Source organism: Streptomyces sp. NPDC028314, from assembly GCF_055565795.1.
Map to the genome: position 1 here is coordinate 201,717 of NZ_JBVHTP010000007.1, position 26,386 is coordinate 228,102.

19 protein-coding genes are annotated in these 26,386 nt (G+C 74.2%); 10 read left to right on the forward strand and 9 right to left on the reverse strand.

Features of this window, described 5'->3' with window-relative positions; translation table 11 throughout:
• Positions 1–180: 180 nt before the first annotated feature.
• Positions 181–1,254, forward strand: coding sequence for an RNA ligase (ATP) (locus ACZ4TG_RS18290; protein ID WP_468163833.1), 1,074 nt, complete (start codon positions 181–183; stop codon positions 1,252–1,254).
• A gap of 97 nt (positions 1,255–1,351) precedes the next feature.
• Here ACZ4TG_RS18290 and ACZ4TG_RS18295 read toward each other — a convergent pair whose 3' ends face one another.
• Positions 1,352–2,650, reverse strand: a complete 1,299-nt coding sequence (locus ACZ4TG_RS18295) for an ROK family transcriptional regulator (RefSeq protein WP_468163835.1) — start codon at positions 2,648–2,650, stop codon at positions 1,352–1,354.
• Positions 2,651–2,871: 221 nt separating this feature from the next.
• Between ACZ4TG_RS18295 and ACZ4TG_RS18300 the strand changes: the two genes are divergently transcribed.
• From ACZ4TG_RS18300 to ACZ4TG_RS18320, 5 genes are all read left to right on the forward strand, one after another.
• Positions 2,872–4,191 (forward strand): ABC transporter substrate-binding protein, encoded by a 1,320-nt coding sequence (locus tag ACZ4TG_RS18300; protein WP_468163837.1) that lies wholly within the window; start codon positions 2,872–2,874, stop codon positions 4,189–4,191.
• A 10-nt stretch (positions 4,192–4,201) separates the two neighbouring features.
• Positions 4,202–5,182 carry a carbohydrate ABC transporter permease gene (locus tag ACZ4TG_RS18305; protein WP_468163839.1) on the forward strand — a complete coding sequence of 327 codons (981 nt, stop codon included), beginning with the start codon at positions 4,202–4,204 and terminating at the stop codon, positions 5,180–5,182.
• Positions 5,175–6,053, forward strand: a complete 879-nt coding sequence (locus ACZ4TG_RS18310) for a carbohydrate ABC transporter permease (protein ID WP_468163841.1) — start codon at positions 5,175–5,177, stop codon at positions 6,051–6,053. The genes ACZ4TG_RS18305 and ACZ4TG_RS18310 overlap by 8 nt, the downstream gene beginning before the upstream one ends.
• Positions 6,050–7,444: a GH1 family beta-glucosidase gene (locus tag ACZ4TG_RS18315; RefSeq protein WP_468163843.1), complete on the forward strand. Its 1,395-nt coding sequence runs from the start codon at positions 6,050–6,052 to the stop codon at positions 7,442–7,444. Before ACZ4TG_RS18310 ends, ACZ4TG_RS18315 begins: the two co-directional genes overlap by 4 nt.
• A 157-nt stretch (positions 7,445–7,601) precedes the next feature.
• A complete protein-coding gene (locus ACZ4TG_RS18320; RefSeq protein WP_468164156.1) occupies positions 7,602–8,519 on the forward strand; it encodes an NADP-dependent oxidoreductase in 918 nt (305 codons plus the stop codon).
• Positions 8,520–8,661: 142 nt separating this feature from the next.
• On the opposite strand, the gene ACZ4TG_RS18325 is transcribed toward ACZ4TG_RS18320, so the two are convergent.
• The 3 genes from ACZ4TG_RS18325 to ACZ4TG_RS18335 all read right to left on the reverse strand — a co-directional run bounded on the left by ACZ4TG_RS18325 (position 8,662) and on the right by ACZ4TG_RS18335 (position 16,251).
• Positions 8,662–10,818, reverse strand: a complete 2,157-nt coding sequence (locus tag ACZ4TG_RS18325) for a discoidin domain-containing protein (RefSeq protein WP_468163845.1) — start codon at positions 10,816–10,818, stop codon at positions 8,662–8,664.
• Positions 10,819–11,233: 415 nt separating this feature from the next.
• Entirely contained in the window at positions 11,234–14,482 is a 3,249-nt protein-coding gene (locus ACZ4TG_RS18330; protein WP_468163847.1) for a poly(A) polymerase, read from the reverse strand.
• Positions 14,482–16,251, reverse strand: coding sequence for an RNA ligase family protein (locus ACZ4TG_RS18335; RefSeq protein ID WP_468164158.1), 1,770 nt, complete (start codon positions 16,249–16,251; stop codon positions 14,482–14,484). The genes ACZ4TG_RS18330 and ACZ4TG_RS18335 overlap by 1 nt, the downstream gene beginning before the upstream one ends.
• A 43-nt stretch (positions 16,252–16,294) precedes the next feature.
• On the opposite strand from ACZ4TG_RS18335, the gene ACZ4TG_RS18340 reads away from it, so the two are divergent.
• On the forward strand, positions 16,295–17,953 hold the full coding sequence (locus ACZ4TG_RS18340) for a M48 family metalloprotease (protein WP_468164160.1): 1,659 nt from the start codon (positions 16,295–16,297) through the stop codon (positions 17,951–17,953).
• Here the strand turns inward: ACZ4TG_RS18340 and ACZ4TG_RS18345 are convergent.
• Positions 17,855–18,469, reverse strand: a complete 615-nt coding sequence (locus ACZ4TG_RS18345; RefSeq protein ID WP_468163849.1) for a TIGR03086 family metal-binding protein — start codon at positions 18,467–18,469, stop codon at positions 17,855–17,857. The two genes, ACZ4TG_RS18340 and ACZ4TG_RS18345, sit on opposite strands and share 99 nt — an antisense overlap.
• A 62-nt stretch (positions 18,470–18,531) precedes the next feature.
• Here ACZ4TG_RS18345 and ACZ4TG_RS18350 point away from each other — a divergent pair, with 62 nt between their 5' ends.
• A complete protein-coding gene (locus ACZ4TG_RS18350) occupies positions 18,532–19,650 on the forward strand; it encodes a helix-turn-helix transcriptional regulator (RefSeq protein ID WP_468163851.1) in 1,119 nt (372 codons plus the stop codon).
• Here the strand turns inward: ACZ4TG_RS18350 and ACZ4TG_RS18355 are convergent.
• The 4 genes from ACZ4TG_RS18355 to ACZ4TG_RS18370 form a co-directional block, all read right to left on the reverse strand.
• A complete protein-coding gene (locus tag ACZ4TG_RS18355) occupies positions 19,644–20,300 on the reverse strand; it encodes an NAD(P)-dependent oxidoreductase (protein ID WP_468163853.1) in 657 nt (218 codons plus the stop codon). The two genes, ACZ4TG_RS18350 and ACZ4TG_RS18355, sit on opposite strands and share 7 nt — an antisense overlap.
• A 109-nt stretch (positions 20,301–20,409) precedes the next feature.
• Positions 20,410–21,891: a hypothetical protein gene (locus ACZ4TG_RS18360; protein WP_468163855.1), complete on the reverse strand. Its 1,482-nt coding sequence runs from the start codon at positions 21,889–21,891 to the stop codon at positions 20,410–20,412.
• A 98-nt stretch (positions 21,892–21,989) separates the two neighbouring features.
• A complete protein-coding gene (locus ACZ4TG_RS18365; RefSeq protein ID WP_468163857.1) occupies positions 21,990–22,511 on the reverse strand; it encodes a hypothetical protein in 522 nt (173 codons plus the stop codon).
• Between the two features lie 75 nt (positions 22,512–22,586).
• Entirely contained in the window at positions 22,587–24,332 is a 1,746-nt protein-coding gene (locus tag ACZ4TG_RS18370; RefSeq protein WP_468163859.1) for a VanW family protein, read from the reverse strand.
• A gap of 220 nt (positions 24,333–24,552) precedes the next feature.
• Between ACZ4TG_RS18370 and ACZ4TG_RS18375 the strand changes: the two genes are divergently transcribed.
• Positions 24,553–25,560, forward strand: coding sequence for an NUDIX domain-containing protein (locus tag ACZ4TG_RS18375; RefSeq protein ID WP_468163861.1), 1,008 nt, complete (start codon positions 24,553–24,555; stop codon positions 25,558–25,560).
• 222 nt (positions 25,561–25,782) lie between these two features.
• A complete protein-coding gene (locus tag ACZ4TG_RS18380; protein WP_468163863.1) occupies positions 25,783–26,313 on the forward strand; it encodes an SRPBCC family protein in 531 nt (176 codons plus the stop codon).
• The last annotated feature ends 73 nt before the right edge of the window (positions 26,314–26,386 follow it).

The window sequence follows — 26,386 nt, forward strand, 5'->3', positions numbered from 1 at the left end:
CGCCGGAGCGGGGTTAGAGGGCGCGGGCTCCGCGCGGGCGGGGCAGGTTAGCACCGGGATAAGCGCTGGACCAGCGTAAATGGACCGTTGGAAGGTGGTCCTCGGAGCCCGCGCCGACGCGTACCGCCGCGGCCGCGGGGCCCAGCCACCCACCCCGACCGCATGCCCGAGGAGCCTGCCATGTCCACCTTGCGAGTGACCGCCGAGCAACTGACCGTCCACGAGCACCCGAACGCCGACGCGTTGGAGCTGGCCCAGGTGGGCCTGTACCGGGCCGTGGTCGCCAAGGGTGCCTACCGCAGCGGCGACTTCGCCCTGTACATACCGGAACAGGCCGTCCTGCCACCCGATTTGACGGATGAACTCGGTCTGACCGGCCGGCTGGCCGGCAGCGCCTCCAACCGGGTCAGGGCCGTCAGGCTGCGGGGCGAGCTGTCGCAGGGCCTGGTGTGCAGGCCCCGGGCGCTGGCCGACGTGGACCTGGAAGCGGCCGCGAAGGAGGGCACTGACTTCGCCGAGCTGCTCGGGATCACCAAATGGGCCCCGCCCATCCCCACGACGATGAGCGGCGAGGTGGAATCCGCTCCCGACCTGCTGCCCTGGGTGGACATCGAGAACCTCCAGCGCTACCCGCACATCTTCGAGCCCGGCGAGCCCGTCGTCCTCACCGAGAAACTGCACGGCACCGCCTGCCTGATGACGTACGTCGCGGGGGAGGAGCGGATCGTCGTCTCCTCCAAGGGGTTCGGATCGAAGGGGCTCGCGCTGAAGGAGGACGGCCGCAACCTGTACTGGCGGGCCGTACGCGGGCACGGGGTGCCGCAAGCCGCGGCGAAGCTGGCCCGACGGCTCGGCGCGAGCCGCGTCGGGATCTTCGGCGAGGTGTACGGATCCGGGGTCCAGGACCTGTCCTACGGCACGGACGCCCGCACGGCCGACGGGCCGCCCGGATACGCCGTCTTCGACGTCTCCGCCGAGATCGGCGGGCAGGTGCGCTGGCTGGACCCGGCGGAGCTGCTGGCGGAGGAACTCCCGCTGGTGCCGAGGCTGTACGAGGGCCCGTACGACCTCGACGCGGTGCTGGAGGTGGCCACCGGACGCGAGAGCGTGTCGGGGCGGGCCGTGCACCTGCGCGAGGGGGTCGTCATCCGCCCGGCGACGGAGCGCTACAGCCCGGTGGTCGGCGGCCGCGCCATCGCGAAGGCGGTCAGCCCGGCGTACCTGACGCGCAAGGGTGGCACCGAGTACGAGTGATCGGCTGGGGGGGGGACCCCGGGGCCGGCAGGGGGTGCCTCAGCGATCGCCGTCCGCGGCGTCACTCCCGCCGTCACCTCCGTCGCCACTCCCCTCGTCACTCCCGTCGGCCCGCCAGCCCGCCCCGCACCTCCAGCGCCGTCTGCCAGCCCGGCTGTTCCGCCGGGGGCTCCGGTTGGGCCCGTCGGCCGCCGGCCGCGAAGAAGGCCGACAGCGGCAGGGTCGCGGCGCCCACCGTGACCGCGTCCGGGCCCAGCGACCCCAGGTCGATCGTGACGCGGGCGGCGGGATGCCGCAGGGAGTAGCGCGTCGCGTGCTCCCGTACGGCGGGCAGGATGTGCGGGCCCAGCAGCAGGCCCGCCCACCCCCCGATCAGGATCCGCTCCGGCCGGAACAGGTTGATCACGTCCGAGAGCCCGGCGCCCAGGTACTCGGCGGTCTCCTCCAGCACCTCTCCGGCCACCGCGTCCCCCGCGACGGCCGCCGCCAGCAGCGCCGACAGGGCCTCCTCCTCGTCCATCGAGGCCAGCGCCCCGCCCGCGGCCCCGTCCCGCTCCGCCCACCTGGCCAGTACGGACTCGGCCCCGGTGTACGCCTCCAGGCATCCCCGCGCCCCGCACCGGCAGCGCCGGCCGCGCACCGAGACGGTGAGGTGGCCCCACTCCAGGGCGGTGCCCGCGCCGTCGGTGATCAGGCTGGCGCCGACACCGGAGCCGAAGAGGACGACCACCGCCTCCCGCGCGCCCCGGCCGGCCCCGAACCACATCTCGGCCTGGCCCAGGGTCCGCGCACCGTTGTCGATGATGTACGGGACCTCGTCCGACAGGGCCTTCGTGGCGCGCAGCAGCGCCTCCAGCGGTACCGAGTCCCAGCCGATGGTCTGCCCGTGCACGACCGTTCCGCCGGGGGCGTCCCGGTCCACGATCCCGGGTACGCCCACGCCGACGCCCAGCAGCCGGTCCGTCCCCACCCCGGCCTCGGCGAGCACGGTGGCGATCCCGGTCCGGATGTGGTCGACGATCGGGCCGACGTCGTAGCAGCCGCGAGGCTGCAAGGGCATCTCCGTCCGGGCCAGTTCGGTGAGGGTCAGGTCGAACAGCTCGACGCGCACCCGGGTTTCGCCGACGTCCACGCCGATCATGTGCGCGCTGCCGGGGGCCACCCGGAGCAGGGTGCGGGGCCGGCCGCCGTCGGAGTCGACGATCCCGGCCTCCTCGAGGAGTCCGTCCGCGACCAGCTCTCCCACCACGTTGCTGACGGAACCGGAGCTCAGCCCCGTGGCAGGGCCCAGTTCCTGACGGCTCATCGGTCCGCCGAAGTACAACTGCCGGAGTACCGCGCTGCGGTTGCCGCGCCGCAGGTCCCGCACCGTTCGTCCGCTACGCCCTGTGGTCATCCGGTCCCTTCCGCAGTGACATCCAGCGCAACATACCCTTGCGCGACCTCTTGACGCGACCCTTTCGCGAGGCTTAACTCACGTCCTAAATTAAGTCCCGTACGGAACGGGTGCCCACGAGGCGCCAAGTCAGCGCCACACGGCGCGCATTCCCATCGCCCCACGGGGCGGATCCTCGCGCCGACCCTCCCCCCGACCCCGCCGAAAGGGCCCGATCCGCCATGCGCAGAACCAGAGCCGCCGCAGCCACCGCCGTGACCGCCTCGCTCCTCGCCGCCGCCACCGCATGCGGCGGCGGGACCGCGGACGGCGGGGGCGGCTCCAACACCGCCCCCAAGGAGCTCACCTACTGGGCCTCCAACCAGGGCCCCGACATCGCGGCGGACCAGGCGATCCTCGGCCCGGAGCTCAAGAAGTTCGAGCAGCAGACCGGGATCAAGGTCAAGCTGGAGGTGGTCCCCTGGTCGGACCTCCTCAACCGGATCCTCGCGGCCACCGCCTCCGGCCAGGGCCCGGACGTGCTCAACATCGGCAACACCTGGTCCTCCTCCCTCCAGGCCACCGGCGCCCTGCTGCCCTGGGACGCAAAGAACTTCGAGGCCATCGGCGGCAAGGACCGCTTCGTGCCCTCCGCCATCGGCTCGGCCGGGGCCGCCGGCCAGGACCCGGCAGCCGTACCGCTGTACTCGATGTCGTACGCCCTCTACTACAACAAGAAGATGTTCCAGGAGGCGGGCATCGAGAAGCCCCCGGCCACCTGGGACGAGATGGTCACCATCGGGCAGAAGCTGTCCAAGGACGGCAAGTGGGCTCTGGGCACCGAGGGTTCGAACCTCTCCAACAACATCCACCAGGCCTTCGTCTTCGCCAAGCAGCACGGTGCGGACTTCTTCGACGCCTCCGGCAAGCCCACCTTCGACGGCCCCGGCAACGTCGACGCCGTCAAGCAGTACGTCGACCTGATGGCCAAGGACAAGATCATCGCGCCGGGCAACGCCGAGTACGCCCAGAACCAGTCCCTCCAGGACTTCGCCAACGGCAAGACGGCCATGGTGCTGTGGCAGAGCGCGGCCTCCTCCTTCAAGTCCCACGGCATGAAGGACGGGGACTGGGGCGTGGCCCCCGTCCCGGTGCCCGCGGGCGGCACCCCCGGCGCCGGCAGGAACACCAACTCCATGGTCGCGGGCATCAACATGGCCGTCTTCAAGAACACCGACAACATCGACGGCGCACTGAAGTTCGTGAAGTTCATGACCAGTGACGAGGAGCAGAAGGTCCTCAACAAGACCTACGGGTCCGTTCCGCCCGTCACGGCGGCCCAGACCGACGCCGCCTTCGGCACCGAAGACCTCACCGTGCTCCGCAACACCCTCGGCACCAGCGCCTCCCCGCTTCCGCAGGTCCCCGAGGAGTCCCAGTTCGAGACGGCCGTCGGCACCGCCGTCAAGGAGCTGTTCGCCGAGGCCGCCGCGGGCAAACCGGTGACCACCGAGTCGGTCAGGGCGAAGCTCACCAAGGCCCAGCAGCAGATGTCGAAGTGAGCCCTGCCCGATGACCTCCGTGACCACCGGCACTGCGGGACGGCTACGGCGCACCGCCACCCGCGCCCGCCGCACCGGACGCGTGCGCCGCGCCGCCCTGCCCTACCTCCTGCTGCTGCCCGCCCTCCTCCTCGAACTGCTCATCCACCTCGTCCCGATGGTGATGGGCATCGCGATGAGCTTCCGGGAGCTGACCCAGTTCTTCATCCGGGACTGGTCCCGCGCCCCCTGGACGGGCTTCGACAACTACGAACTCGCCGTCGACATCAACCGGCCGGTCGGCGAGGCCCTGCTGGGCTCCTTCCTCACCACCTGCCTGTTCACCCTGCTGTCGGTGGCCCTGTGCTGGTCCCTCGGCACCGCCGCCGCCGTGTTCATGCAGGAGAACTTCCGCGGCCGCGGCGTACTGCGGGCCCTTTTCCTCGTCCCCTACGCACTGCCCGTGTACGCGGCGGTCATCACCTGGGCGTTCATGTTCCAGCGGGACAACGGCCTGGTGAACCACGTCCTCCACGACCAGCTGGGCCTCGGCGGCGCCGAGCACACCTTCTGGCTGCTCGGCGACAACAGCTTCTGGGCCCTGCTGACCGTCTCCGTATGGAAGGGCTGGCCGTTCGCCTTCCTGATCGTCATGGCCGCCCTCCAGAACGTCCCCAAGGAGCTCTACGAGGCCGCCGCCCTGGACGGCGCCGGCATCTGGCAGCAGATCCGCCGGATCACCCTGCCCTCGGTCGGCGCGGTCAACCAGGTACTGGTCCTGGTGCTGTTCCTGTGGACCTTCAACGACTTCAACACGCCGTTCGTGCTGTTCGGCAAATCGGCTCCCGAGGCCGCCGACCTCATCTCCATCCACATCTACCAGTCCAGCTTCGTCACGTGGAACTTCGGCACCGGCTCGGCCATGTCCGTCCTGCTGCTGCTCTTCCTGCTGCTGGTCACCGCCGTCTACCTGTTCCTCACGACCCGCGGCCGGAGGGAAACCGATGCCTGAGCGCCGCGCCACAGCGCGCAGCCGGTCGCCGCTCGACCCGCCCGCCTCCTTCAAGGTGGTCCGGGCCCTGTTCCTCACCCTGCTCGCGGGGTTCGTGCTGCTGCCCGTCTACGTGATGGTCACCAGTTCCCTCAAACCGCTGGAGGACGTCGCCGGCGCGTTCCGGTGGATCCCGAGCGGACTCACGATCCGCCCCTACATCGACATCTGGCACACCGTCCCGCTCGCCCAGTACTTCGTGAACTCCCTGATCGTGGCCGGAGCCGCCACCGCCTGCTCGGTAGTCATCGCCGTCTTCGCGGCGTACGCCGTCAGCCGCTACCGCTTCCGCGGCAAGCGCCTGTTCACCGTCACCGTGCTGTCGACGCAGATGTTCCCCGGGATCCTCTTCCTGCTGCCGCTGTTCCTCATCTTCGTGAACATCGGCAACACCACCGGGGTCGCCCTCTACGGGTCCCGCGGCGGCCTCATCCTCACCTACCTGACCTTCTCCCTCCCCTTCTCCATCTGGATGCTGATCGGGTACTTCGACTCGGTGCCCCGCGACCTCGACGAGGCCGCCACCGTCGACGGCTGCGGCCCCCTCGGCGCACTGTTCCGGGTCGTCGTCCCGGCCGCGGTCCCCGGGATCGTCGCCGTCGCCGTGTACGCCTTCATGACGGCCTGGGGCGAGGTCCTCTTCGCCTCCGTCATGACGAACGACACCACCCGCACCCTCGCCGTCGGCCTGCAGGGCTACTCCACGCAGAACGACGTCTACTGGAACCAGATCATGGCCGCCTCGCTCGTCGTCAGCATCCCCGTCGTCGCCGGATTCCTGCTGCTCCAGAGGTACTTGGTGGCCGGACTCACGGCAGGAGCCGTCAAATGACCCTTTCCGGAACCGGGTTCGACCCCACCCACGCCGCCCTCCGTCCCGCCGGCATCGACCTGGGCGCGCTGCCCCGCGGCTTCGCCTGGGGCACCGCCACCTCCGCCTACCAGATCGAGGGCGCGGTGGCCGAAGACGGCCGTTCCCCCTCCATCTGGGACACCTTCTCCCACACCCCCGGCGCCATCGACGGCGGCCACAACGGCGACACCGCCTGCGACCACTACCACCGCTGGCGGGACGACATCGCCCTCATGCAGCAGCTGGGCACCAACGCCTACCGGTTCTCCGTCGCCTGGCCCCGCGTCGTGCCCGGCGGGGACGGCCCCGTCAACGCCAAGGGCCTGGACTTCTACGACGAGCTGGTCGACGCCCTGCTCGCCGCCGGGATCACCCCCTCCGTCACCCTCTACCACTGGGACCTGCCCCAGACCCTCCAGGACCGGGGCGGCTGGCCCGAACGGGCCACCGCCGAGCACTTCGCCTCGTACGCCGGGCTGGTCGCGCAGCGCCTCGGCGACCGGGTCACCCGGTGGACCACGCTCAACGAGCCGCTCTGCTCGGCCTGGATCGGCCATCTGGAGGGCAAGATGGCCCCCGGCCTGACCGACCTCACCGCCGCCGTCCGCGCCTCCTACCACCTCCTGCTCGGACACGGCCTCGCCGCCCAGGCCATCCGCGCATCCGCCCCCGGCGCCCGGATCGGCATCGTCAACAACCTCTCCACCGTCGTGGCCGCCACCGACAGCGAGGCCGACCGGGCAGCGGCCGTACGGATGGACGGACACGTCAACCGCTGGTGGCTCGACCCCGTCCACGGCCGCGGCTTCCCCGCCGACATGCGCGAGGTCTACGCGGTGGACCTCCCCGAACGCCCCGGCGACCTCGACACCATCGCCGCCCCCCTGGACTGGACCGGCCTGAACTACTACTTCCCGCAGACCGTCACCGCCGACCCCGCCGGCCCGGCCCCCCACGCCCGGCAGGTCGACCTGCCCGGCGTCCCGCGCACCGGCATGGACTGGGAGGTCGACGCGAGCGGCATCGAGACCCTGCTCATGCGCCTGACCGAGGAGTACGGAGCCCGGTGCATCCACGTCACCGAGAACGGCTCCTCCTACCCGGACACCGTCGCCCCCGACGGCAGCGTCCACGACCCCGAGCGCGCCGCCTACCTCACCGCGCACCTGGCCGCCTGCGCCCGCGCCGCCCGCCGCGGCGCACCCCTGGCCGGCTACTACGCCTGGTCGCTGCTCGACAACTTCGAGTGGGCCTACGGCTACGACAAGCGCTTCGGCCTGGTGCACGTCGACTACGCCACCCAGGAGCGCACGGTCAAGTCCAGCGGCCGCCACTACGCCGAGGTGATCGCCGCCCACCGGGCGCTCTGAACCCCGCGGACCGCCGGCAGTTTCCCGCGCCGTGCCCGCCCCGCTTGCCGGGGCGGGCACGGCCTTTCGTGGTGGGATGGGGAAAGGGGAGGTCGAGGTTCCACCAGCTCACGGAGAGGTGTGACGCATGTCGTTGAACGTCGGGGCCGAAGGCACCATGCGGGCGATGGCCTACGAGACGTACGGCGGGACGGAGGTGCTCACCGAAACCCGGCTGCCCGTCCCCAAGGTCGGGCCGGGCGAGGTCCTCGTCCGCGTCAGGTGCGCCTCGGTCAACCCGGTCGACTGGAAGATCATGGCGGGTGGCCTCGACGGCCTGATGGACGTGGTGTACCCGGTGATCCCCGGCTGGGACGTGGCCGGGACCGCCGAGGTCATCGGCATCGACACCCCCGAGTTCACGGCGGGTGACGAGGTCATCGCGTACGCGCGCAAGGACTACGTGCACGGCGGCACCTTCGCGGAGTTCGTCACCGTGCCCGTACGGGCCCTCGCGCCGAAGCCCGCCTCGCTCAGCTGGCAGGAGGCGGCGGGGCTGCCACTGGCCGGGCTCACCGCGTACCAGCTGCTCACCCGCCTCGACGTCGGGAAGGGCGACACCGTGCTCGTCCACGGAGCGGCAGGCGGGGTCGGCTCCCTCGGCGTGCAGATCGCCCGCTCCCTCGGCGCCCGTGTCATCGGGACCGCCTCGGAGCGCAACCACGACCGGCTGCGCGAGCTGGGCTGCGAGCCCGTCGCCTACGGGGAAGGCCTCACCGAACGGGTCCGGGCACTGGCCCCGGACGGGGTGAGCGTCGTCGCGGACTTCGTCGGAGGCGTCCTGGACGTCACCACGGCGGTCCTCGCGGACGGCGGCCGGCACGCCTCCATCGCCGACCCCACCGTGACCGGCGAGGGCGGCCAGTGGATGTGGGTCCGGCCCGTCGGCAGCGACCTGGCCGAGCTGGGCCGACTCGCCGACGAAGGGCAGCTGGCCGTCCCCGTCGCCAAGACCTTCCCGCTCTCCGAGCTGGCCGCCGCCTTCGAGCTCAGCCAGGCCGGACACACCGCCGGGAAGATCGTCCTGGAGGTCTGAGGCGCCCCCGCACCCCGTGACGCGGGCATGAGCGCGCGCCGCCCGGCGGAGGACCGGACGGCGCGCGGCACCTGCACCTGCGCCTGCGCCTGCGCCTGCGCCAGGGCCAGGGCCAGGGCCAGGGCCAGGGCCAGGGTCAGGGTCAGGGGAACGAGACGACCGTGGAGGGCGTGGTCGAGGTCCCGGAGGTGGGGGCGCCGGTGGTGTTGATGACGTGCTCGTACTGGCCGTTGCCGCCCAGCGAGACGACGAGCAGGTCGTGGAACTTCACCCCCGGCTTCACGGGCGCCTGGAATCCATGGTCCTGACGGATCGTCGGGTCCACGTTGTAGTAGCAGTAGCTGCCCAGGCCCCAGCCCTCGTGCGTGTTCACGGAGTCGGCCACCTTGTAGGCGGCGTAGCCCTTGACCGGACCGTTCTGGATCGCGGCCTGGTTGGGGGCGTCGTACGCCTTCTCGTTCTGGAAGAAGATCGTGCGCCCGCGCTCGCCGTTCCACTGCACGTCGTACTTGTTGAAGTGCTCCACGAACAGGCCGGTGGCCAGGACGTCGTCACCGTTGACCCGGAACCCGTAGTCGGAGCGGTTGGTCTCCCAGCCCACCCCGTCGCCGTGGTCGGCCCGCCAGATCCAGGTGTGGTCGACGATCGTGTCGTGGTTGTTGACCACCATGCCCGCGGTGGCCTTGCCGGCTCCGGCGCCGCCGACCCGGATGAACACGTCCTGGACCGTCGTCGGGTTCGCCGCGTGGTCCGTGGTGGTGCCGGCCGGGCCGACCTCCAGCAGGGTGGGGGAGTTGACCGGGCCCGCGTCGATCAGGAACCCGGCGAGCCTGACGCCGTCCACGTCGGCGACCCTCATCGCCGTCACCCCGTTGTCGGGGACGACCGTGGCGAGGCCGAGGCCCAGGACCACCGTGTCGGGACGGTTGACCTGGATGGTCTGGTCGACGTGGTAGACGCCGGGTGTGAACAGCAGGTGCAGCCCCTGCGCCAGCGCCTGGTTGATCGTGGCGGCGCTCGCGCCCGGCTTGACCACGTAGAACCGGTTCAGCGGGATCGAGGTGCCCTGCGGTGCGCCGTTGCCCCAGGAAGTGCCGCGGGCGTTCACGCGCTTCGCCGGGACGAAGACCTTGTACTCGGAGCCGTCCAGGTACAGGAAGGGCTTCTCCCGGGAGACGGGGGTGGTGTCGAGCGTGGTGTAGCGCGGCTCGGGGAAGCTCTGCGCGGGCGCGCCCTGGGTGCCCGAGAAGACCTGGTTCCAGACGGAGTTGGACCAGCCGCCGATCGAGCTGTCACGGGTGTACCACTGCTGCTGCGAGTAGTTGCCGACCTGCCCGTCGATCTTCGAGTCGGCGATGTAGCCGCCCGAGGCCCACCCGTAGCCGTTGGGGGCCAGGTTGAGGCCGCCCTTGACGTGCATCCGGCGGAACGGGGCCGCCTGGGAAACCGCCCAGCGGTCGGTGCCGCTGACCGGGTTGAGCGCCAGGTTCTCCGCCGAACGCCAGAAGTTCTGGGTGGCGTTGCCGCCGAACCAGCCCGCGTCGACGGTCACGTCGCCGTTGATGGTGGTGTCGTCGGGGCTGAGGCCGAGGCCCGAGACGGAGGTGTAGAAGCCGATCTGGGCGTTGAGGCCGTTGTAGGTGCCGGGCTTGAAGAGGAACTGGTAACGGCCGGAGCCGAACTGGGCAGACTCCTGCTGCCTGAAGACCTCGTCCAGCCTGCCCTGGATGTTCGGTGTGGACGGGTCGAAGACGATCACGTTCGGGCCGAGGTCGCCGCCGCCGGGCAGTGTCGGGCCGGTGCCGGCGGTCCCGTAGACCTGGAACTCGAAGAGCGAGTAGCCGTACGCCGTGGTGCGCTGGGTTCCGTACATCCGGACGTAGCGGGCGGAGCCCGTGATGTCGTGGGTGACGGTCCCGCCGGCGCCGGTGGTGGTGGAGTGGGCGGTGGACCAGTTGCTGCCGTCGGTGGACAGCTCGATGCGGTAGGCCCTGGCGGCCGCGGTCTCCCACCGGAGCACGACCTGGCTGAGCTGGGCCGGAGCGCCGAGGTCGACCTGTATCCACTGCGGGTCGGCGAACTGGCTCGACCAGCGGGTGTTGTTGTCGCCGTCGACGGCCGCGGAGGCCGGTGTGCCGGCGCCCTCCACGCTGGAGGCGGTGGCCGGCTTGCCCTGGGAGAGGAGGGCGGGTGCGGCCGTGGCGGCCGTGCCGGGGAGCAGTACGAGGAGGGCCGCGACCAGGGCGGCGGCGAGCGCCGCGACGGTGAGCCGCGGCGGGCGATCGTGGAGCAGGGGCATGGGGGGCACTCCTGACGTCATGGATCCGGGGGGATCGAAGCGTGAGTGAACTGCCCGGCGCGGGGGGCGTCAAGGGGTTGAGCGTTCATGAACTGAAGACCAGAGGGAGTGTCAATTACGCTGCAGGCCTGTGAACTTGGGGTTTCTTCAATCCTTGTGAAAAGTGTTGACGAAAAAACTCGCCGGGACTCTACTGAGGCTCCTGACCGCTCCGTCCCGCCGCGCCCGCTGGGTGGGGCGGAGCGGAACGGGTCGGCCGTGTTCGGAGAGTGGGGCTGCCGGAGGATGCATACGGCCCGTGTGTTCGTTAGTTGTCGGCGGACGGGCTGCGGGCGCGGGCGAGGCGATGAACAGCGCTGGGCCGGAGGGGAGTTCGGCGGGCGGCCGCCCCCGGGCCTCGCGGCCCGGGGGCGGGTCAGTGGAGGGTGGGGACCGAGCCGCACTCGACGCGGGCGACCTCGATGCCGGGGAGCGTACGGGTCCACCGCGCGGCGAGGGCCGACAGGGCGGCCGCGTCCGGCGGGTTCGCACCGAGGCCGATCGCGTAGCGGGCCACGGCGCCGCCCGACTCGAACGGGCGGGGCCAGGCGTGCGCGTCCCGCACCCCGTCCTCCTCCAGCGCGCCGAGCAGCGAGCGCAGGCGGCCGCGCATCCGGCCGAGGTTGTCCTCGAACTCCGCCGCACTGCCGTTGACGGTGACCACCGCCCAGGCCGCGTGCCGGCGGTGCAGCGGCGACCCGGTCACGGCGAAGGGCCGGCCCGGATCGGCCTCCAGCGCCTCCCACGCCGCGTACAGCTCGCGGACCAGCAGATCCCGCATCCCCGGCCCCACCTGCGCCGTGCAGCTGCGAACCGGCGAGGACGGGGTGAGCACCACGACGGGCCCGGGTGCGTGGCCCTGACCCGAGGCCGGCCCGGGGCCTTGGCCGGGGTCCGTGCCGGGGTGTGGGGCGGGGTCCGCGCCGGGGCGCTGGTCGGGGTCCGTGCCGGAGTCATGCCGGGGCGCCGAGTCGAGGTCCTGCCCGCAGGCGCCCGCGTTCGGGCCGGTTCCGGGGACGGCCTTGAGCTGCTGCCCGGCGTCCGTGCCGTGGCCCGTGCCGGGTTCCCGCCCGGTGGCCTGCCAGGGGTTGCCTGTGCTGTGGCTCGGTCCGGGGTTTGGGCTAAGCGTCTGCCCGGTGTCTGTGCCGAGGCCCGGGTCGAAGCCCTGCTCGGCGTCCGTGCCGTGGCCCGTGCCGGGGGCCTGCCCGGGGGCCTGCCCAGGGTCGTCCAGGCCCGACCCCGGGGTTTCGGTGGGGGCCGTGTCGAGCGGCGGGCCGGGGTTTGCGGTGGGGGGTTGCGCCGGCAGGGCCACCGGCTCGCGCCAGTCCCAGGCGGCCCAGGTCCCGAAGAACTCCCGCAGCAGGGCCGCCGGCGCCAGGTCGGGGGCCTCGCGTACCGTGCGCGCCGCCAGCACCGCCCAGGCCAGCCCCGGCAGCCCGCCGAAGGGCGCGGAGTCCAGACCGCGCGCCCGGGCCCAGGCCTTCACCTCGCGCACCAGCACCGCCCAGGCGGCATGCTCCGCACCCACGAAGCCCCGTACCGCATCGGCATCGCTCACCGCGCTCAGCGCCAGCGCCGCCGCCTCGCCCAGTTCCCCCCGCCGGGCCACGGCCGCGGCCGGCTCCGTCCCGCCGGTGGCGACCACCACCAGGTCCACGTCCAGCCCGGCCACCCGGAACCGCAGCCCCGGCACCCGCGCCCCCGGCACCAGCCGCAGCCGCTCGGCCTCCGGCAGCGCCGCCGCCATCAGGTCCCGCACCTCCTCGATGCGGTCCTCGCCCGGCAGGGCCGCCACCAGGTCCAGGTCCGCCCCCGGCAGTGCGCAGCCCATCCGCCGGGACCCCGCCACATGCAGGACGGCAGCGGGCAGCGCCGCCGCGATCCGCTCCAAGACCGGTCCCGGGTCCGCACCGGGCAGCCCGGCGGCCGGCCGAGGCTCCTCCGGCCGCCACCGCACCTCGCCCGTGCCCAGCTCCACCGTCGCCCGGACCTCCATCGGGCCGTCCCCGCGCCGCGACAGCACGGCGAGCGATCCGACCCGGGCCCGGCGCACCCCGCCCCCGAGCCGCGCGGTGAACTCCGCCACCGCCCGCTGCGGATCCCGGCTGCGGCCCAGGGTCAGATGCGGGGTGTAGCCCCCGTCGCGGCCGCGCCGGCACCCGGGGAACCGCTCGGCGAGCGTCCGCCGCAGCTCCTGCCACGGCGCGTCACCGTCCGCCGCCGGGTCCAGCCACAGCGTCGCGTCCTCCCGGTGCCCGAAGCTGTGCACACCCTCCAGTCGCGCAGTGAACGCCCCTGTTCCCGCGGCCACTTCGGCCAGCAGCGGCAGCGCCGCCTCGAAGGCGGACTCCGGCACGAAGCCGAAGAGCAGGTTCACGTGCGCCGGCCAGCGGTCCGCCTGCGGGTCGTGGGCGCGCCGCAGGTCCTCGACCGCCGCGTCGGGCGGCGCGAGCCAGGCCACCGCCGTCCGCGCCGTCGCCGGTACGTCGAGCAGCGCGGGCCCTGCGGCCGGCGCCCCGAACTCCACCGTGGCCTCCACCCCGAAGTGGTCGGAGACGAACAGCCCGTCGGGACCGGGGGAGTTGCCCCGCAGCGCGGCCGAACGCACCGCTCCCGGGGACCTCAGCAGGATCCGGTCGAGCCGGCCCGGCCGCCCCGACAGCGAACCGACGGCGGCCAGCGGGTTCGCCACCGGGTCGAAGGTCGGAGTCTCGTCCGCCGCCCCGTGTACGTCGTTCCACGCGTCCCGCAGCCCCAGCGCGGCCGCCGGACCCTCGGCCCCGGACCGGCCGTCGTTGAAGTCGCCGACCAGGGCGAGCCCGGCGTCGATGCCGCCCAGCCCGTCGGCCAGCCGGGCCAGTTCCTCCGCCCGCCGGCCGGCGCCGTTCTCGGTGTGGTCGCTGGTCAGGTGCGTGTTGGCGACCACCAGCGGCCCCGCCGCCGTGTCCACCGTCACGGCGGTGACCGCCTTGTGCGGGCGCAGCTCGTGCAGACCCGCCTCCCGCACCGGCAGCCGGCTCAGGATCAGCAGCCCGCTCTCGGCGACGTCCCGGCCGCGCGGGTCGGTGGCCACCGTGTAGGCGGCCCGCACCCACGGCTCGGCCAGCAGCATCGCCAGCAGCGCCGGCTCGACCTCCTGGAGCGCGATCACATCGGCATCGGCCTCCGCCAGGTCGGCCAGCAGCAGCGGCCTGCGCAGCGCGGTGGCGATGCGCGGGGCGTCGTACCGGTCCCACAGCGTGTTCCACGTCAACAGCCGGATCCTGTCGAGGTGTTGGCCCGCCGGGCCCGGTTCGGCCGGCCGCCAGGCCCCGCCGTCCGCCGGGTCCCACGCATGCGGGGTCCGGGCGGAGAAGAACGGCGCGCGCAGCAGCCGCGGGTCCCGGACCCGGCCGGCCCGCGTGCTGTCGATCAGGTCCACGCCCGTGGCCCGGTCCCACACCAGCTCACCGTCGGCCTCGACGAACAGCACCCGGTGCCAGGGGATGTCACCGCCCGGCACGAAGGAGGGCAGCGGAACCCGCTTCGGCGCCGCCCCGCGCTGGAGCAGCCCGAGCGTGAAGCGCGCCGGGTCGAAACGGGGGTCCCAGCGGACCTGGTGGTAGAGCTCCTCGCTGGTACGCATCAGACTTCCCCGCCCTGTGCCCGCCCTGGTTCCCCGGGCTCTTCCCCGATGGCCCCCGCCGTGTCCTCGACCGCGCCACCCGCGCCGATATACCAGGTCCGGTGGGCCTGGCCCGGGTACGGCGGCCCGAACCGCCGCAGCTGCGACTCCAGCACCGAAGCCGGCACCGGGTGCGGCCGGACGACGTTGCGCCGTACCAGCTCCGCCTCCTCGACCAGTACCACCGCGTGGGTGACCAGTGCGTCGCGGCCCCGGGCCACGGCCCCGGCGAGGCCGCGCTGCCCGCTGTTGATGGAGGTCGCGTCCCACACCACCGTGCCGCCGGTCCGCGCGGCGGCCGCCAGCGCACTGTCCAGCCGGTCCAGGCCCTCGCGCAGCACGTCCGCGTTGGCCTTCTGATCGGCGCGGGAACCCCGGCCGGTGCGCAGATCGTCAAGACTGATGTACGCGTCCACTCCGGGCAGGCTCCGCGCGAAGGTGCTCTTGCCGCTGCCCGAGGGCCCGCAGAGCTGCACCAGTCGCGGGAAGGCTCCGTCGCGCCACCGCCAGGTCGCCGCCACCGCCTCCCCGGCGGTGTACACCTTCTCCTGCGCGAAGGCCTCCCGCGCCTCGGCCCAGCAGCGGTCCGCCACATCCGGATCCAGCCCGCCGACACCCTCGCGCACCCCCGACCGCAGTGCCGCCAGCGGATCCGGCCCGAGCAGCCCCGCCTCCTGCGCGCACAGCGCCGACCACTCCACACGCTCCCGGTCCGCCTCGTCCCCCGTCGCCGCCTCGGCCAGGGCGTGCAGCACCCCGAGGTCGGCCGCCGCGGCCATCCGGACCAGCCCGGCCCGCCGCTGCTCGTCCGGGAACGGCCGCCACAGCGCCGGGTACAGCCCGACGAGGTCGGCGACCCGCCGGGCCGTCGGCATCCCCAGCGGCCCCGCCGCGAGCCGCGCCCCGAGCCGGGCCCGCGGCACGTCGCGCAGGGCGGCGGCCAGCACACCGGCCAGCCGGGCCTCCCCGGTGCGCCCCGACCCGTCGAGCCGGGCGGCCACTTCGGCGACGACCGCCTCGTCCGCCGCCGTGGAGCCCGGCTCCACGCCGACCGCGTCCACCAGCCCCGCGACGTCCGGCTCGGAGCCCGAGCGGACCGCCCACAGCGGAGCGGACGGCCCAAGCCCGTTGGGCACCACCGGTGCGTACATCCAGTGCGTGCCGGTCTGTACGTGGCCGCCGCGCACCCACTTGGCCACGCACCGCCCGAAGTCGGCCCGCGCGAACCCGTCCACCGTCCGTACGACGTACCCCTCCTGCCGGGTGGTGTCGATCGCCAGCTTGCGCAGTGCGCGCTCGTCGAACACCCCCCGCCACAACACCCGGGGGCTCGGGATGCCCAGCCGGGACAGGAACCGCACGGTCCGGTCCCAGTCCAGGCAGTGCTCGCCGTCCCACACCGAGAACCCGTAGAACCAGCTGTCCAGCTCCTCGTACGCGAGGGAGTGCCGGGCATACAGGTTCTCGCCGCACACCCGCCACCCGGCCGGGATCCCGGCGCCGATCCGGCTCTGCAGCCCCTTCACCCAGGCCCGCGACGGATGGTGGCCCGAGTCGAGCGAGCGCGCGTGCAGCCCGTCCGCGTACAGGGTGGTGTTCTCCCCGTCGAGCTTCTCGGTGACGACGACCTCTCGCCCGGCCAGCTCGGCCAGCCCCCGGGCCCGTACGTCGTCGGGGGTCGCTCCCGGAGACCAGGGCAGGTGCGCCGTACGGGGGTAGTGCGTGCGCATGATCCGCTCCTGCTCGATGACGTGGTGCCTGGTCACTGTAGGTATGCGGAGGGCGCGCATCCACCCAATTACCCGTGTGCGCCGGGCCGCCGCCCGCGGCCGGCCGGGGAGCCGGCCGACAGCGGATTCCGCGCTCACCGCCGCGCGCGGGCTGCCGTACGCTTCGGCGACGATCACGGAGAACGAGGGTGCAGGGGGGGCCGGCCATGACTGCCGGGACGGACGAAGTGGGGACCCGGGACTGCCCGGACTGCGGCGCGCGGATCGAGGTGGACGAGCGCTTCGCCACGTGGTGCGCCGCCTGCGACTGGAACGTGGACCCGGGCGAGGCGGAGCCGGAGCGCGGCCGGCGGGAGGAGCGCCGCCGCGCGCTGGCACGGGCGCACGAGGAGCGGCTGTTCGCCCTGGTGACGGCTCGCCCGGCGGACGCGGAGGCCCTGGCGGGACCGGCGGCTCCGGGGGACGCGGCGGAGCCGGGAGAGCCCGCCGACGTCACGCGCGCCCGGGTCGGCCGCGGTCCGGCGGCCGCCGCCGCGTTCGCGATCGCGCTGGGCGTGCACGGCCTGACCGTGGTCCTGGTCGCCGCCGCCGTGCTGCTGGTCGTTCCCTACCGCAGTGCGTTCCTGACCGGTCTCGCCGCCGTGCTGCTCGCGTCCGCCTGGATGGCGCGGCCCCGTTTCGGCCGGCTGACCGACACCGAGGGGCGGGTGCTGCGGCGGGCGGACGCCCCGGCGCTGTTCGCCCTGACCGACGAGGTCGCCGCCGCGGTGGGCACCGCCGGTGTCGAACTCGTGCTGGTCGACGGCGACGTGAACGCGGCCGTCAACGTGTACGGGGTGCGCGGACGGCGGGTGCTCCGCCTGGGCCTGGTCTCTGGGAGACCCTGGACGCCGAGGAACGCATCGCGCTGCTGGGCCACGAGTTCGGCCACTACGCGGGCGGCGACCTCCGCCGCGGCCTCGTCCTCGGCCAGGCGCTGCGCTCGCTGGCGGCATGGCAGTACCTGCTGGCGCCGGTCAGACCCGTCGAGTCCCTGACCGCCCTGCTGGTCAACGCGGTGTACGCGGTGCCGCGGCTGCTGGTCGGCGCCCTGCTGACGGCCCTGGACCGGCTGACGCTGCGCGCCTCGCAGCACGAGGAGTACCTCGCCGACCGGTGCGCCGCGCGCGTCGGCTCGACCGCGGCTGCCGTGCGGTTGATGGACCGGCTGACGGTCGCCGAGGTGACGCACGGGGCGCTGCTGCGCGAGGCCAATCGCCGCCGCGTGGCCAGGACCGGGCCGCGCGGCGCGCAGCACCCCGCCTACGCGACGTTGTGGGAGCAGGGGGCGGCCCACACGGCGTCCATCCCGGCGGGGGAGTACGAGCGCCGCCGACGGATGGGCGCGCGCCACCGCCGGCGCGTGGACGCCGCCCACCCGCCGACCCACCTGCGCCGCGCCCACCTGCTGGCCCGCCCGGCCCAGCCCGCCCGCGTACGGGTAGGGCCGGACCGCTTCACGGCCATCGCGGCCGAACTGGCCCCCCTGCGCGAACGGGTGGCCAGGGAATTCGTCGAGGGCAACCAGGGGCCGGCCCGTCAGCCCTTGGACGGCCCAGCCGCTCTACGGGCGGCGGCCCGCCCACGCCACCATCCGGTCGATGGCCGGCGCGTCGGGGTCCACCGCCACGACCTCCCCGAACGGAATCCGCCCGCCGCGTGATTCGGCGGGCAGGAGCCGGCGTACGACGTCGAGCGCACGGTTCACCCGGGCCTCGTCCCACACGGGCCGCTGCCCCGTGGAGCGGGCCAGGTCCCAGGTGTGGACGGTGAGTTCGTGCGTGTACATGAGCGCGGCGGCCGCGCCCGGCAGCGGGCCGACCGGCACCCGCAGCTCGCGGCTCAGGATCCCCGGGTCCGCCCAGACGGCCGCCGCCTCGCGGGCGGCCGGCTCCCAGGCCGCCGCCCAGGCGCCGTCGGCCAGCTCGTCGGCGAACGAAGGCACGCTGAACGGGTCCTCACCGCGCCCGATCACCGAGATCCGGCGCAGGACGCCGACGAGGTGGCTCGACAGCCGCCGTACGTCGAACTCCTCGCACGGGGTCGGGGCGTCGTACTGGTCGGCCCGTACGGCGGCGAGCGTGCGCCCCGCGAGGTCGATGGCACCGGCGAGGTCGAGACGGGGGTCGAAGGCATCGGTGGAAGTGGACTGGGCGAACTGCGTGGTGTTTTCGTTCATGTACTCATCCTGGCGGCCAAACCGGCCACCTTCTGGCCAGTTTCCCCCGCAGAATGATCCACATGAAAGCTGACCGTCTGGTGGCGACCCTGCTGTTCCTCCAGGAACGCGGCCGCGTCACCGTCGCCGAAGTCGCCGCCGAGCTGGAAGTGTCCGAGCGCACGGCCCGCCGGGACCTGGAGGCGCTGGCCGCGTCCGGCGTACCCGTCTACTCGCAGCGCGGCCGGGGCGGCGGCTGGTCGCTGGTCGGCGGGGCCCGCACCAACCTCACCGGGCTCACCGCGGACGAGATCCGGGCGCTGTTCCTCGTCACCGGACCCCTCGCCGCCACCCCCGAACTGCGCACCACCCTGCGCAAACTGGTCCGCGCCCTGCCCGCCACGCTGCGCGCCGACGCCGAGGCGGCCTCCCGCGCCGGAGTCCTCGACGCCACCGACTGGTCCCGCAATCCGTCCACCGCCGACGCCGTCCACCGCTCCGCGCTCCAGGACGCCGTGGTGGACGGGATCCGCGTCCGCCTCGGGTACGGGGGTGTCGGCAAACCGCCCGGGGTGCGTGTCGTCGACCCGCTCGGGCTGGTCTCCAAGGCCGGATCGGAGTACCTCGTCGCCGGCACCGACCGGGGGCTGCGCACGTTCCGGCTCAGCCGGGTCCTCTCCGTCGAGCCCACCGGCGAACCGGTCGTCCGGCCCCCGGGCTTCGACCTGGCCACCGCCTGGCGCTCGCTGGCGGAGGCGGTCGAGGGCGGCATGTACGCGGTCACGGCCCGGGCCCGTGTCGATCCGGCGGCGCTGGCCCTCCTCGGCCGGCTCCTCGGCGGCAGGCTGCGGGTCGGGGAGCCGCTCGCCGACGGCTGGACGGAGGTCTGGATCGACGGCCCGGCCCCCGCGGCCGTCGCCGCGAGCCTGTCCGGGCTCGGGGCGAGGGTGGAGGTTCTGGAGCCGCCCGAGGTGCGGCGCCGGCTGGCCCGCACCGGCGCCGAACTCACCGCGCTGTACGCGGCCGACGCGGAGGCGACACCCGACGGGGAGGCGCCCGACGCGGGAGCGCCCAACGCGGGAGCGCCCGAGGCGGGAGCGCCCGAGGCGCAGGCCCCCGGCGGGGAGGCGCCCGGCGGCGAGGCACGGCAGGCCGAGACGTCCGATGCGCAGGCGCACGCCCCGGCCACCCGCGCTCAGTAGCCGACGGTGAACCGGAGCCCCGCGTGCGCGTCCCGCTCGACCTCGTCCACCAGCGCGACGGCGTAGTCCTCGGTGGAGATCAGGCTCCGGCCGTCATCGTCCACCACCAGGTCGTCGAGACCCAGCCGGTACGTCCCCGTACGCTCGCCCGGCTCCACCTGCGCGGCCGGGCTCAGGTTGGTCCAGTGCACCTCGTCCACCGGGACGGTGTGCAGGAAGTCGAGGGCTTCGCCGTGGGCGTGCATGACGGCCAGGACCGCCTCCGGGATGCCGGGCGCGTCCCAGGCCGGCGGACCGCCGGGGGTCCGCAGCGAGCCGGCTCCGCCCACGGTGATCAGCCGGGGCCGGGGGGCCGCGGGCGTGCCCAGCGTCTGGATCCCGCCGATCAGCGACTTCGCGGCGGTCACGATCGCCCCCGCGTCACCGGTGCCCGGCCCGAAGGCGCTCACCACCACATCGTGCCCCGCGGCCGCCTCGGCCACCGACGCCGGGTCGAGGACGTCGCCGCGCACCACGGCGGCATCGGCCGGGCCGGGGAACCGCGCGGGATCCCGTACGACCGCCGTGACCTGGTGGCCTCGACGGAGCGCTTCGTCCAGCACCCGGCCGCCGATGGTGCCGGTCGCGCCGAACAGGGCGATCTTCGCCATGGACACTCCCTGGAGCTCCGGGGCCCCCGCGGGGCCCGCCGCGTTCATCAAAGCGAACCCGCCCGCCCGGCCCGGGGAGCCGGGCCGGGGCCAGTCGGATGACGCGGGGTCAGCCCGGCACGGGCACGGGCACGGCCGCCGCCAGCCGGCCGCCCGCCGCGAAGTGCAGCCGGTCCAGCCGGGCCGAGTACGGCCACTCCCGCGCCCGGTAGAAGCACAGGTCGCTCGGCACCGGCACCTCCCGCAGGTCGGCGGCGTGCGTCCCGTCCGGCAGCGCCGCGGCCGCCGCCGCGAGCAGTGGATCCGCCGAGCCCGCCCACTCGGCGACCGGCGCGGGCCGCGGCCACGGCTCGCCGGTGTTGGGGAACAGCCACTGCGCGTGGCCGGCGATCCGCTTCGCGAAGTCCGGCCCGGACGCGGTGCGCCGGACCCGCCGGGCGAACGCCAGCAGCAGGCCGGCCAGCGACTCCGCGACCAGTTTCACCTCGGGGTGCTCCCGCAGCCCGGCCGGATCGGCGGGGACGGAGACCACGTAGCCCCACTGCCCGGTGGCCGGGTCGATCCGGACCTGGGCGAGCGCGCTGCCGCGCCCGTAGCGCACGACCGCCAGCGGCCAGTACGTCCCGTCGCCGCCCAGCATCCGGTGCAGCTCCGGGTCCACGCCCAGCTCGGGGGCGCCCGGCAGCAGCCGCAGTGCGGGCAGTCCCGCGACGGCCACCGCGCCGATCTCGCGGAGCACGACCCGTACGTCTTCGGGGACGGGGGCGGGCCAGCCGTCCATGACGGATTCCGCGCAGCCCGGCTCGACGGTGACCTGTGACGGGAACTCCGCTGCCAAGGCCCGCAGTTCGGCCACCGCACGGTGCGGGGCGTCCTCGGGCAGCGCCGGCCGGCGCACCGGCCGGCCCAGGAAGTCGCCGCTCACCATGCTGTGCAGGAGCAGCGCCCGGCCGCCGCCGACGAGCTGGAAGCGGACTTCGCTGCCGCTGGTGTCGGCGGTGTCGTGGAAGGTGGAGAAGTACGGCTCCCAGCCCACTCCGCACGGGTATCCGGGCAGGGCGCGCAGGTCGACCACATCGGTGAGCGAGTTGCCGCGCCCGACGAGGCCGGCGAGTTCGGTGTCCGGACCCTCCGCCACCTCGACGCTGGGGACGGCGGCCGTGAAGACCTGCGGCGCGAGGGGCTCGCCGGACTCCGCGAGCCGCGCGGCGAACCCGGCCAGCCAGCCCAGGAACTCCGGTGCCTCGACGGTGACCTCGCGGTCGTCGCTGCGGTACGGGTACACGGACACCACCGGACCCCAGTCGCCCGTCCCGGCGCCGACGATCAGCTCCCCCTCGCCGTAGTCCAGTTCGCCCAGCGTCCAGTACCCGCTGTCGAAGACCTGGCGGCCGCGCGGCCCGAAGGCGTACTCGTGGTCCTCGGTCTCCACCCCGCCGATCTCCCGCAGGACCGTACGCAGCGCCTCCGGCACCTCGACCGGCCAGCCGTCCAGCTCGGCGTCCGTGAACCCGTCGAGCAGCTCCACCTCGTCCGGCCGCTCCAGCGCCAGCTCCCGCAACGCGCCCACCACCGCTGCCGCGTCGGTCATGCCCCACACTCCCCGTGTCATCGGCCCGCCGGCTCCGCTGCCCGGCGGGGCGGTCCGAGGCTATGTCCTCGCCGCGCAGGATCCGAAGGGGAGACGGTCTAACGGCACAGCGCCACGATGGACGGCGACACCGTCCCCTCGGCCGCCGCGCACAGCGCCGCCATGTCGTACGTACGCCGCGGCGCGGGCCCGGGCCCGCGCCGTACGGGCTCGCGCTTGCGGGGCTTCGCGGCGGGGGCGCGGTGGGCCGGCCGGGCGGGCTTGGCGGGGGCGGCGCGCCGGGGCGGCCGTTGGTCACGACGCGCCGGGCCGGCCGGCCGCGGGGCAGCCCGCTCCGGCTCCGCACGCTCGGGCCGCCCGGCCGCTGCGGGCTCCACGGCGGGTTCCGGGGCGGCCGGTTGCGAGGTGTCCGGCGTGGGCGACGGGGCGGGCGGGGCGGGTGCGGGCCCCAGCGGCAGGGCCTCGACGGCCGGTTGCGCGGGAGCCGTACGGACGGCGGCGGGCGCCGGCCCCGGCGCGCCGGCGGGTCCGGCCGGCCGTACCGTCACACACCCGGCGGTCAGCGCGAGCGCGAGCACGGCAAGGGTCAGGGGAAACGGCGGGTTCCGGCGCGACTGCATCCGCCCACCCTGCCGCACCTGCCCCCCCGGCGCCGCCCCGTCACACGGACGGGTGATCAGCGCCGGGGGCCGCCGTCAGTTCCCGCAGGTGACCGAGTCCCGCGGCGTGTAACGGGTCTTCATCGTCTCGCGCTTGACCTCCTGGCCGCCCTTCACGAAGATCCGGTCGACGGCCACGTCGAAGCCCTCCAGGGGGGACTGCGCCTCGCACTTGGGGCCGCTGCCCGTCCGCGTGGCCGGCGGCTTGACGTTGGTGCGCGGGCCCTTGACCGCCTTGACCTCGTCGTACTTCTTCGTCCCGAGGAAGGTGATGGTGACCGAGGTGTCGGTGGCCGTGGCCTGGACGTACAGGGCGTTGCCCGAGTCGTTGGCGAAGCGGAGGTCCAGGCTGCCCCAGGCGACCGTGGCCTCCCGGCCCTCCGGATAGCGCTCGATGTAGAAGGAGTGGGCCCCGTACTCGACGGGCTTGACCCCCGCGAAGAACATGGCGTTGAAGACGGTGGTCGCGACGGCCGAGACCCCGCCGCCCGCGGCCTTCTCGTACACACCGTTGTTGATCATGATGCCGTCGACGAAACCGTTCGCCTTCGTACGCTCGCCGACCCGCTGGTTGAAGCTCCACGTCTCGTCGGGCAGCACCACCGAGCCGTTGATCAGCTCGGCGGCCCGGCCGATGTTCGTCGTCCGGTACGCGGCCTGCTCGAACGGCACGGTGAAGGAGGACACCTGCTCCTTGATGCCGAGCTGCCGCACCGTTTCCCGGGTCAGCCGCGGCTGGACCGCCTCGGTGGCGACCTCGCCGGTACGGGCCGACGCGCCGGCCCCCGTCAGCAGCGGCAGCACGGCCTTCTCCAACGCCTGCTCGGAGACCCGCCGGCCGGGCTTCCCGTCCTCGGCGACCACGACCTGCCCGCCCGCTTCGGTACGCAGCTCCGCCTCGACCGGGGCCGGGGTGGCCTGCCGCAGCGGCCCCGCGAGGTCCGGGTCGGCGAGCAGCGCCTTCGCGTCCAGGCGCGGGGTCAGCCGGCCCCGGCCGTCGTCCTGGACCTTCAGGTGCTTTCCGAGGACCGCCGGGGCCACGGATATCCGCTTGCCCTCGACGCCGAGCGTGATCGGGGCGGACATCGCCGGCTCCGCGAACTCCCTGAGGGTGCGCTCCGTCTCCTGCTGCCCGACGCGCGGCTCGGTCCTGCGCACCGGCAGCTCCACGGGCTCGCCGGCCGACCGGGGGTAGGCGGCGCGCAGCGCGTCGAGCGAGCGGTCGGTGTCGAGGGCCGTCCCGGTGACCGGGGCCACCGCCTTCGCCTTGCCCCTGTCGAAGGCGACGGACCCTTCGCGGGCCTCCTGTCCGGACTTCTTCCCCAGGGCGTCGAGGGCGCCGCGGGCCTTCTTCTCGTCGAGCCCGACCACCGGTCGCACATCGGGGTCGCCGGAGGAGAAGAGCCGCCCGATCACGGTCAGCGGGTCGGACCCGGTACGCGCGGCCCGCTCGACGGTCGCGGCGGTGTCCAGGGACAGCCCGAGCGATCCCGGTCCGGCCTGCTCGGTGCGTTCGCCGATCCGCAGGGCGACGGGGGCGGCGGCGGACGGCCCGAGCTCCCGGTCCAGCACCTGCCGGGCCTCGGTCCGGCTCATACCGCCTATGTCGACACCACGCACCTTCGTGCCCGCGGCGACCTCCCCTCCGGCGAGGAGCAGCCCGGCGGCGTACAGCCCGCCGAAGCCGAGGACCGCGGCGCCGCCCGCCACGCCCGCGACGACCGGTACGGTCCACCGCTTCCCGGGCGCCGTACCGGTGTCCGTACGGGAAGCGCGTCGCATGGCTTCGGGTCCTCCTCTTCCGGCTACGTGGTCGGACCGGCGGTTTTCACGCCGCCAGCCCGCACGACGGAACGTATCGAGATCGACATAACCACGTAATAAGGAGGTATGGCGTCGGTAAAGCGGAGTCTTAGGGTCCGGGCGGCCGGGGCGCCGTAACCCGGGGCGGGCGCCCGCTGTTGCACAACCGGCGGGTCCACCCACGGTGAACGGAGTTCCAATGCCGCAGCTGACCGACGATGCGGAGCGGGCGGGTACCTGGATGACACCGGCGGAGTACGGCGCCTCGCGCGCCGCGCTCTGGACCGCGGCGGTCGTGCTCGTCACCGACGCCGACGGCCGGGTCCTCCTCCAGACCGTGGACTACCGCCCCGACCGGATGCTGCCCGGCGGCGCGGTGGACGCGGGGGAGGCGCCGTCCGCCGCGGCCGCCCGCGAGATGCGCGAGGAACTCGGGATCGAGGGCCACTACCCGCGCGGGCTCGCCGTCGACTGGATCCCCGCCGACACCCCCGGGTTCCCGCCCGAGATGTGCTTCCCCGGCGAGATCCTGCACGTCTACGACGGAGGCACCTGGACCCTCGACCGGATCGAGGCCGTCCGCCTGCCGGCTCAGGAGGTCACCGGCATCGAGTTCGCCGAGCCCGCCGACCTGCACGCCCTGATGGACGCCGGTGACGCCCGCCGCGCCCTGTCCGCCCTGCGCGCCCGGATCAACGGCGCGGGCCCCGCCCTGCTGGAGGCCGGCCACCCCACCGCCCCCACCGCGCTCGACCGCCTGGGCGTGCTGCGCACCCGGCGCGCACCGCAGCACGGGGCCTGGCACCGCGGCCCGGTCCCCGCCGGCCTGCCCGTACACGACCGCTCGGGCTGGCTGTTCGCCCCGGACGGCCGGGTCCTGCTGCTGATCGCCCGCGCCACCGGCGCCGCGCACCTGCCGCCCCCGGAGTCCGAAGCCACCGCCGATGCGGCCGCGCTCGGCTACCGCCACGGGGGCCAGGGCGCCCATGCCCGCACCGCGGCCCGCCTCACGGCGGTGTCCCCGGCCCCGGACCCGGCGTACGCCCGGCTGCTGGCCACCCCCGAACAGGTCCGCGAGCTCAGCGACTGGGGCCCGGCCGGCCGGGCGGAACTCGCCGCGGTCCACGCGGCCCGCGCCCGCCTGCGCCTCCCCTCCCCGCTGCGGACCCCACCCACCGAACTCCCGCCGGAGGGCGCCCGCTGGTGACGTACCGGGCCCGGGACGCGTGCGGGCCCGTTGAGGTGCACGCCGCGGTCGGCCGCGGTGCACGCCCCCGGCCGGCTGCGGTACCCGCCCGGGCCGGCTGCGGTGAACCACCGTCCGGCTGCGGTGCGCGCTCCGGTCGGCGCCACCGCCGCGGCCCGGGAAACCGCCCCCGGTGGCCGGTAAATCCGGCCCCGGCGGGCCCCGGTCCCGCAGCATGGGGCCATGAGCAACAGTGCGATCACCTACACCCTCTACATCCAGGCCGATCCCGAACGGGTGTGGCAGGCCCTCACCGAACCCGCCCTGACCCGCCGCTACTGGGGCCTGAGCTTCGAGACCGACTGGGCGGTGGGCTCGGCGATGGACTGGGTCGAGCGGGGGGCCCGGACCAGTGATCCGGCCCAGGTCGTCCTCGACTGCGTCCCGGACCGCAGGCTCTCCTACACCTGGCACACCTTCACCCCGCAGTGGGCCGCCGCCGTCGGTGTCGACGAGGAACTGCGGGCCGAGCTGGCGCGCGAGCGGCGCACGAAGGTCACGTACGAGATCGAGCCCGTCGGGGAAACCCTCGCGCGGCTGACCATCCGCCACGAGGGCTTCCGGCCGGGCGGGACCCTCATCGGCATGTGCGGCCGGGCCTGGCCGATGCTCGCCTCCAGCCTCAAGACCCTGCTGGAGACCGGGGCCCCGCTGCCCGAGCCGGGACACGAGGGGGACCAGGGCTCCGGCGGATACGAGGCGCACGAGCGCTGACCCGCGCGGGCGGGGCCGCCGGGACCGACGCGGTCGCGGCCCTGCCCGAACACCATTGCGGCGCACCTGTGAT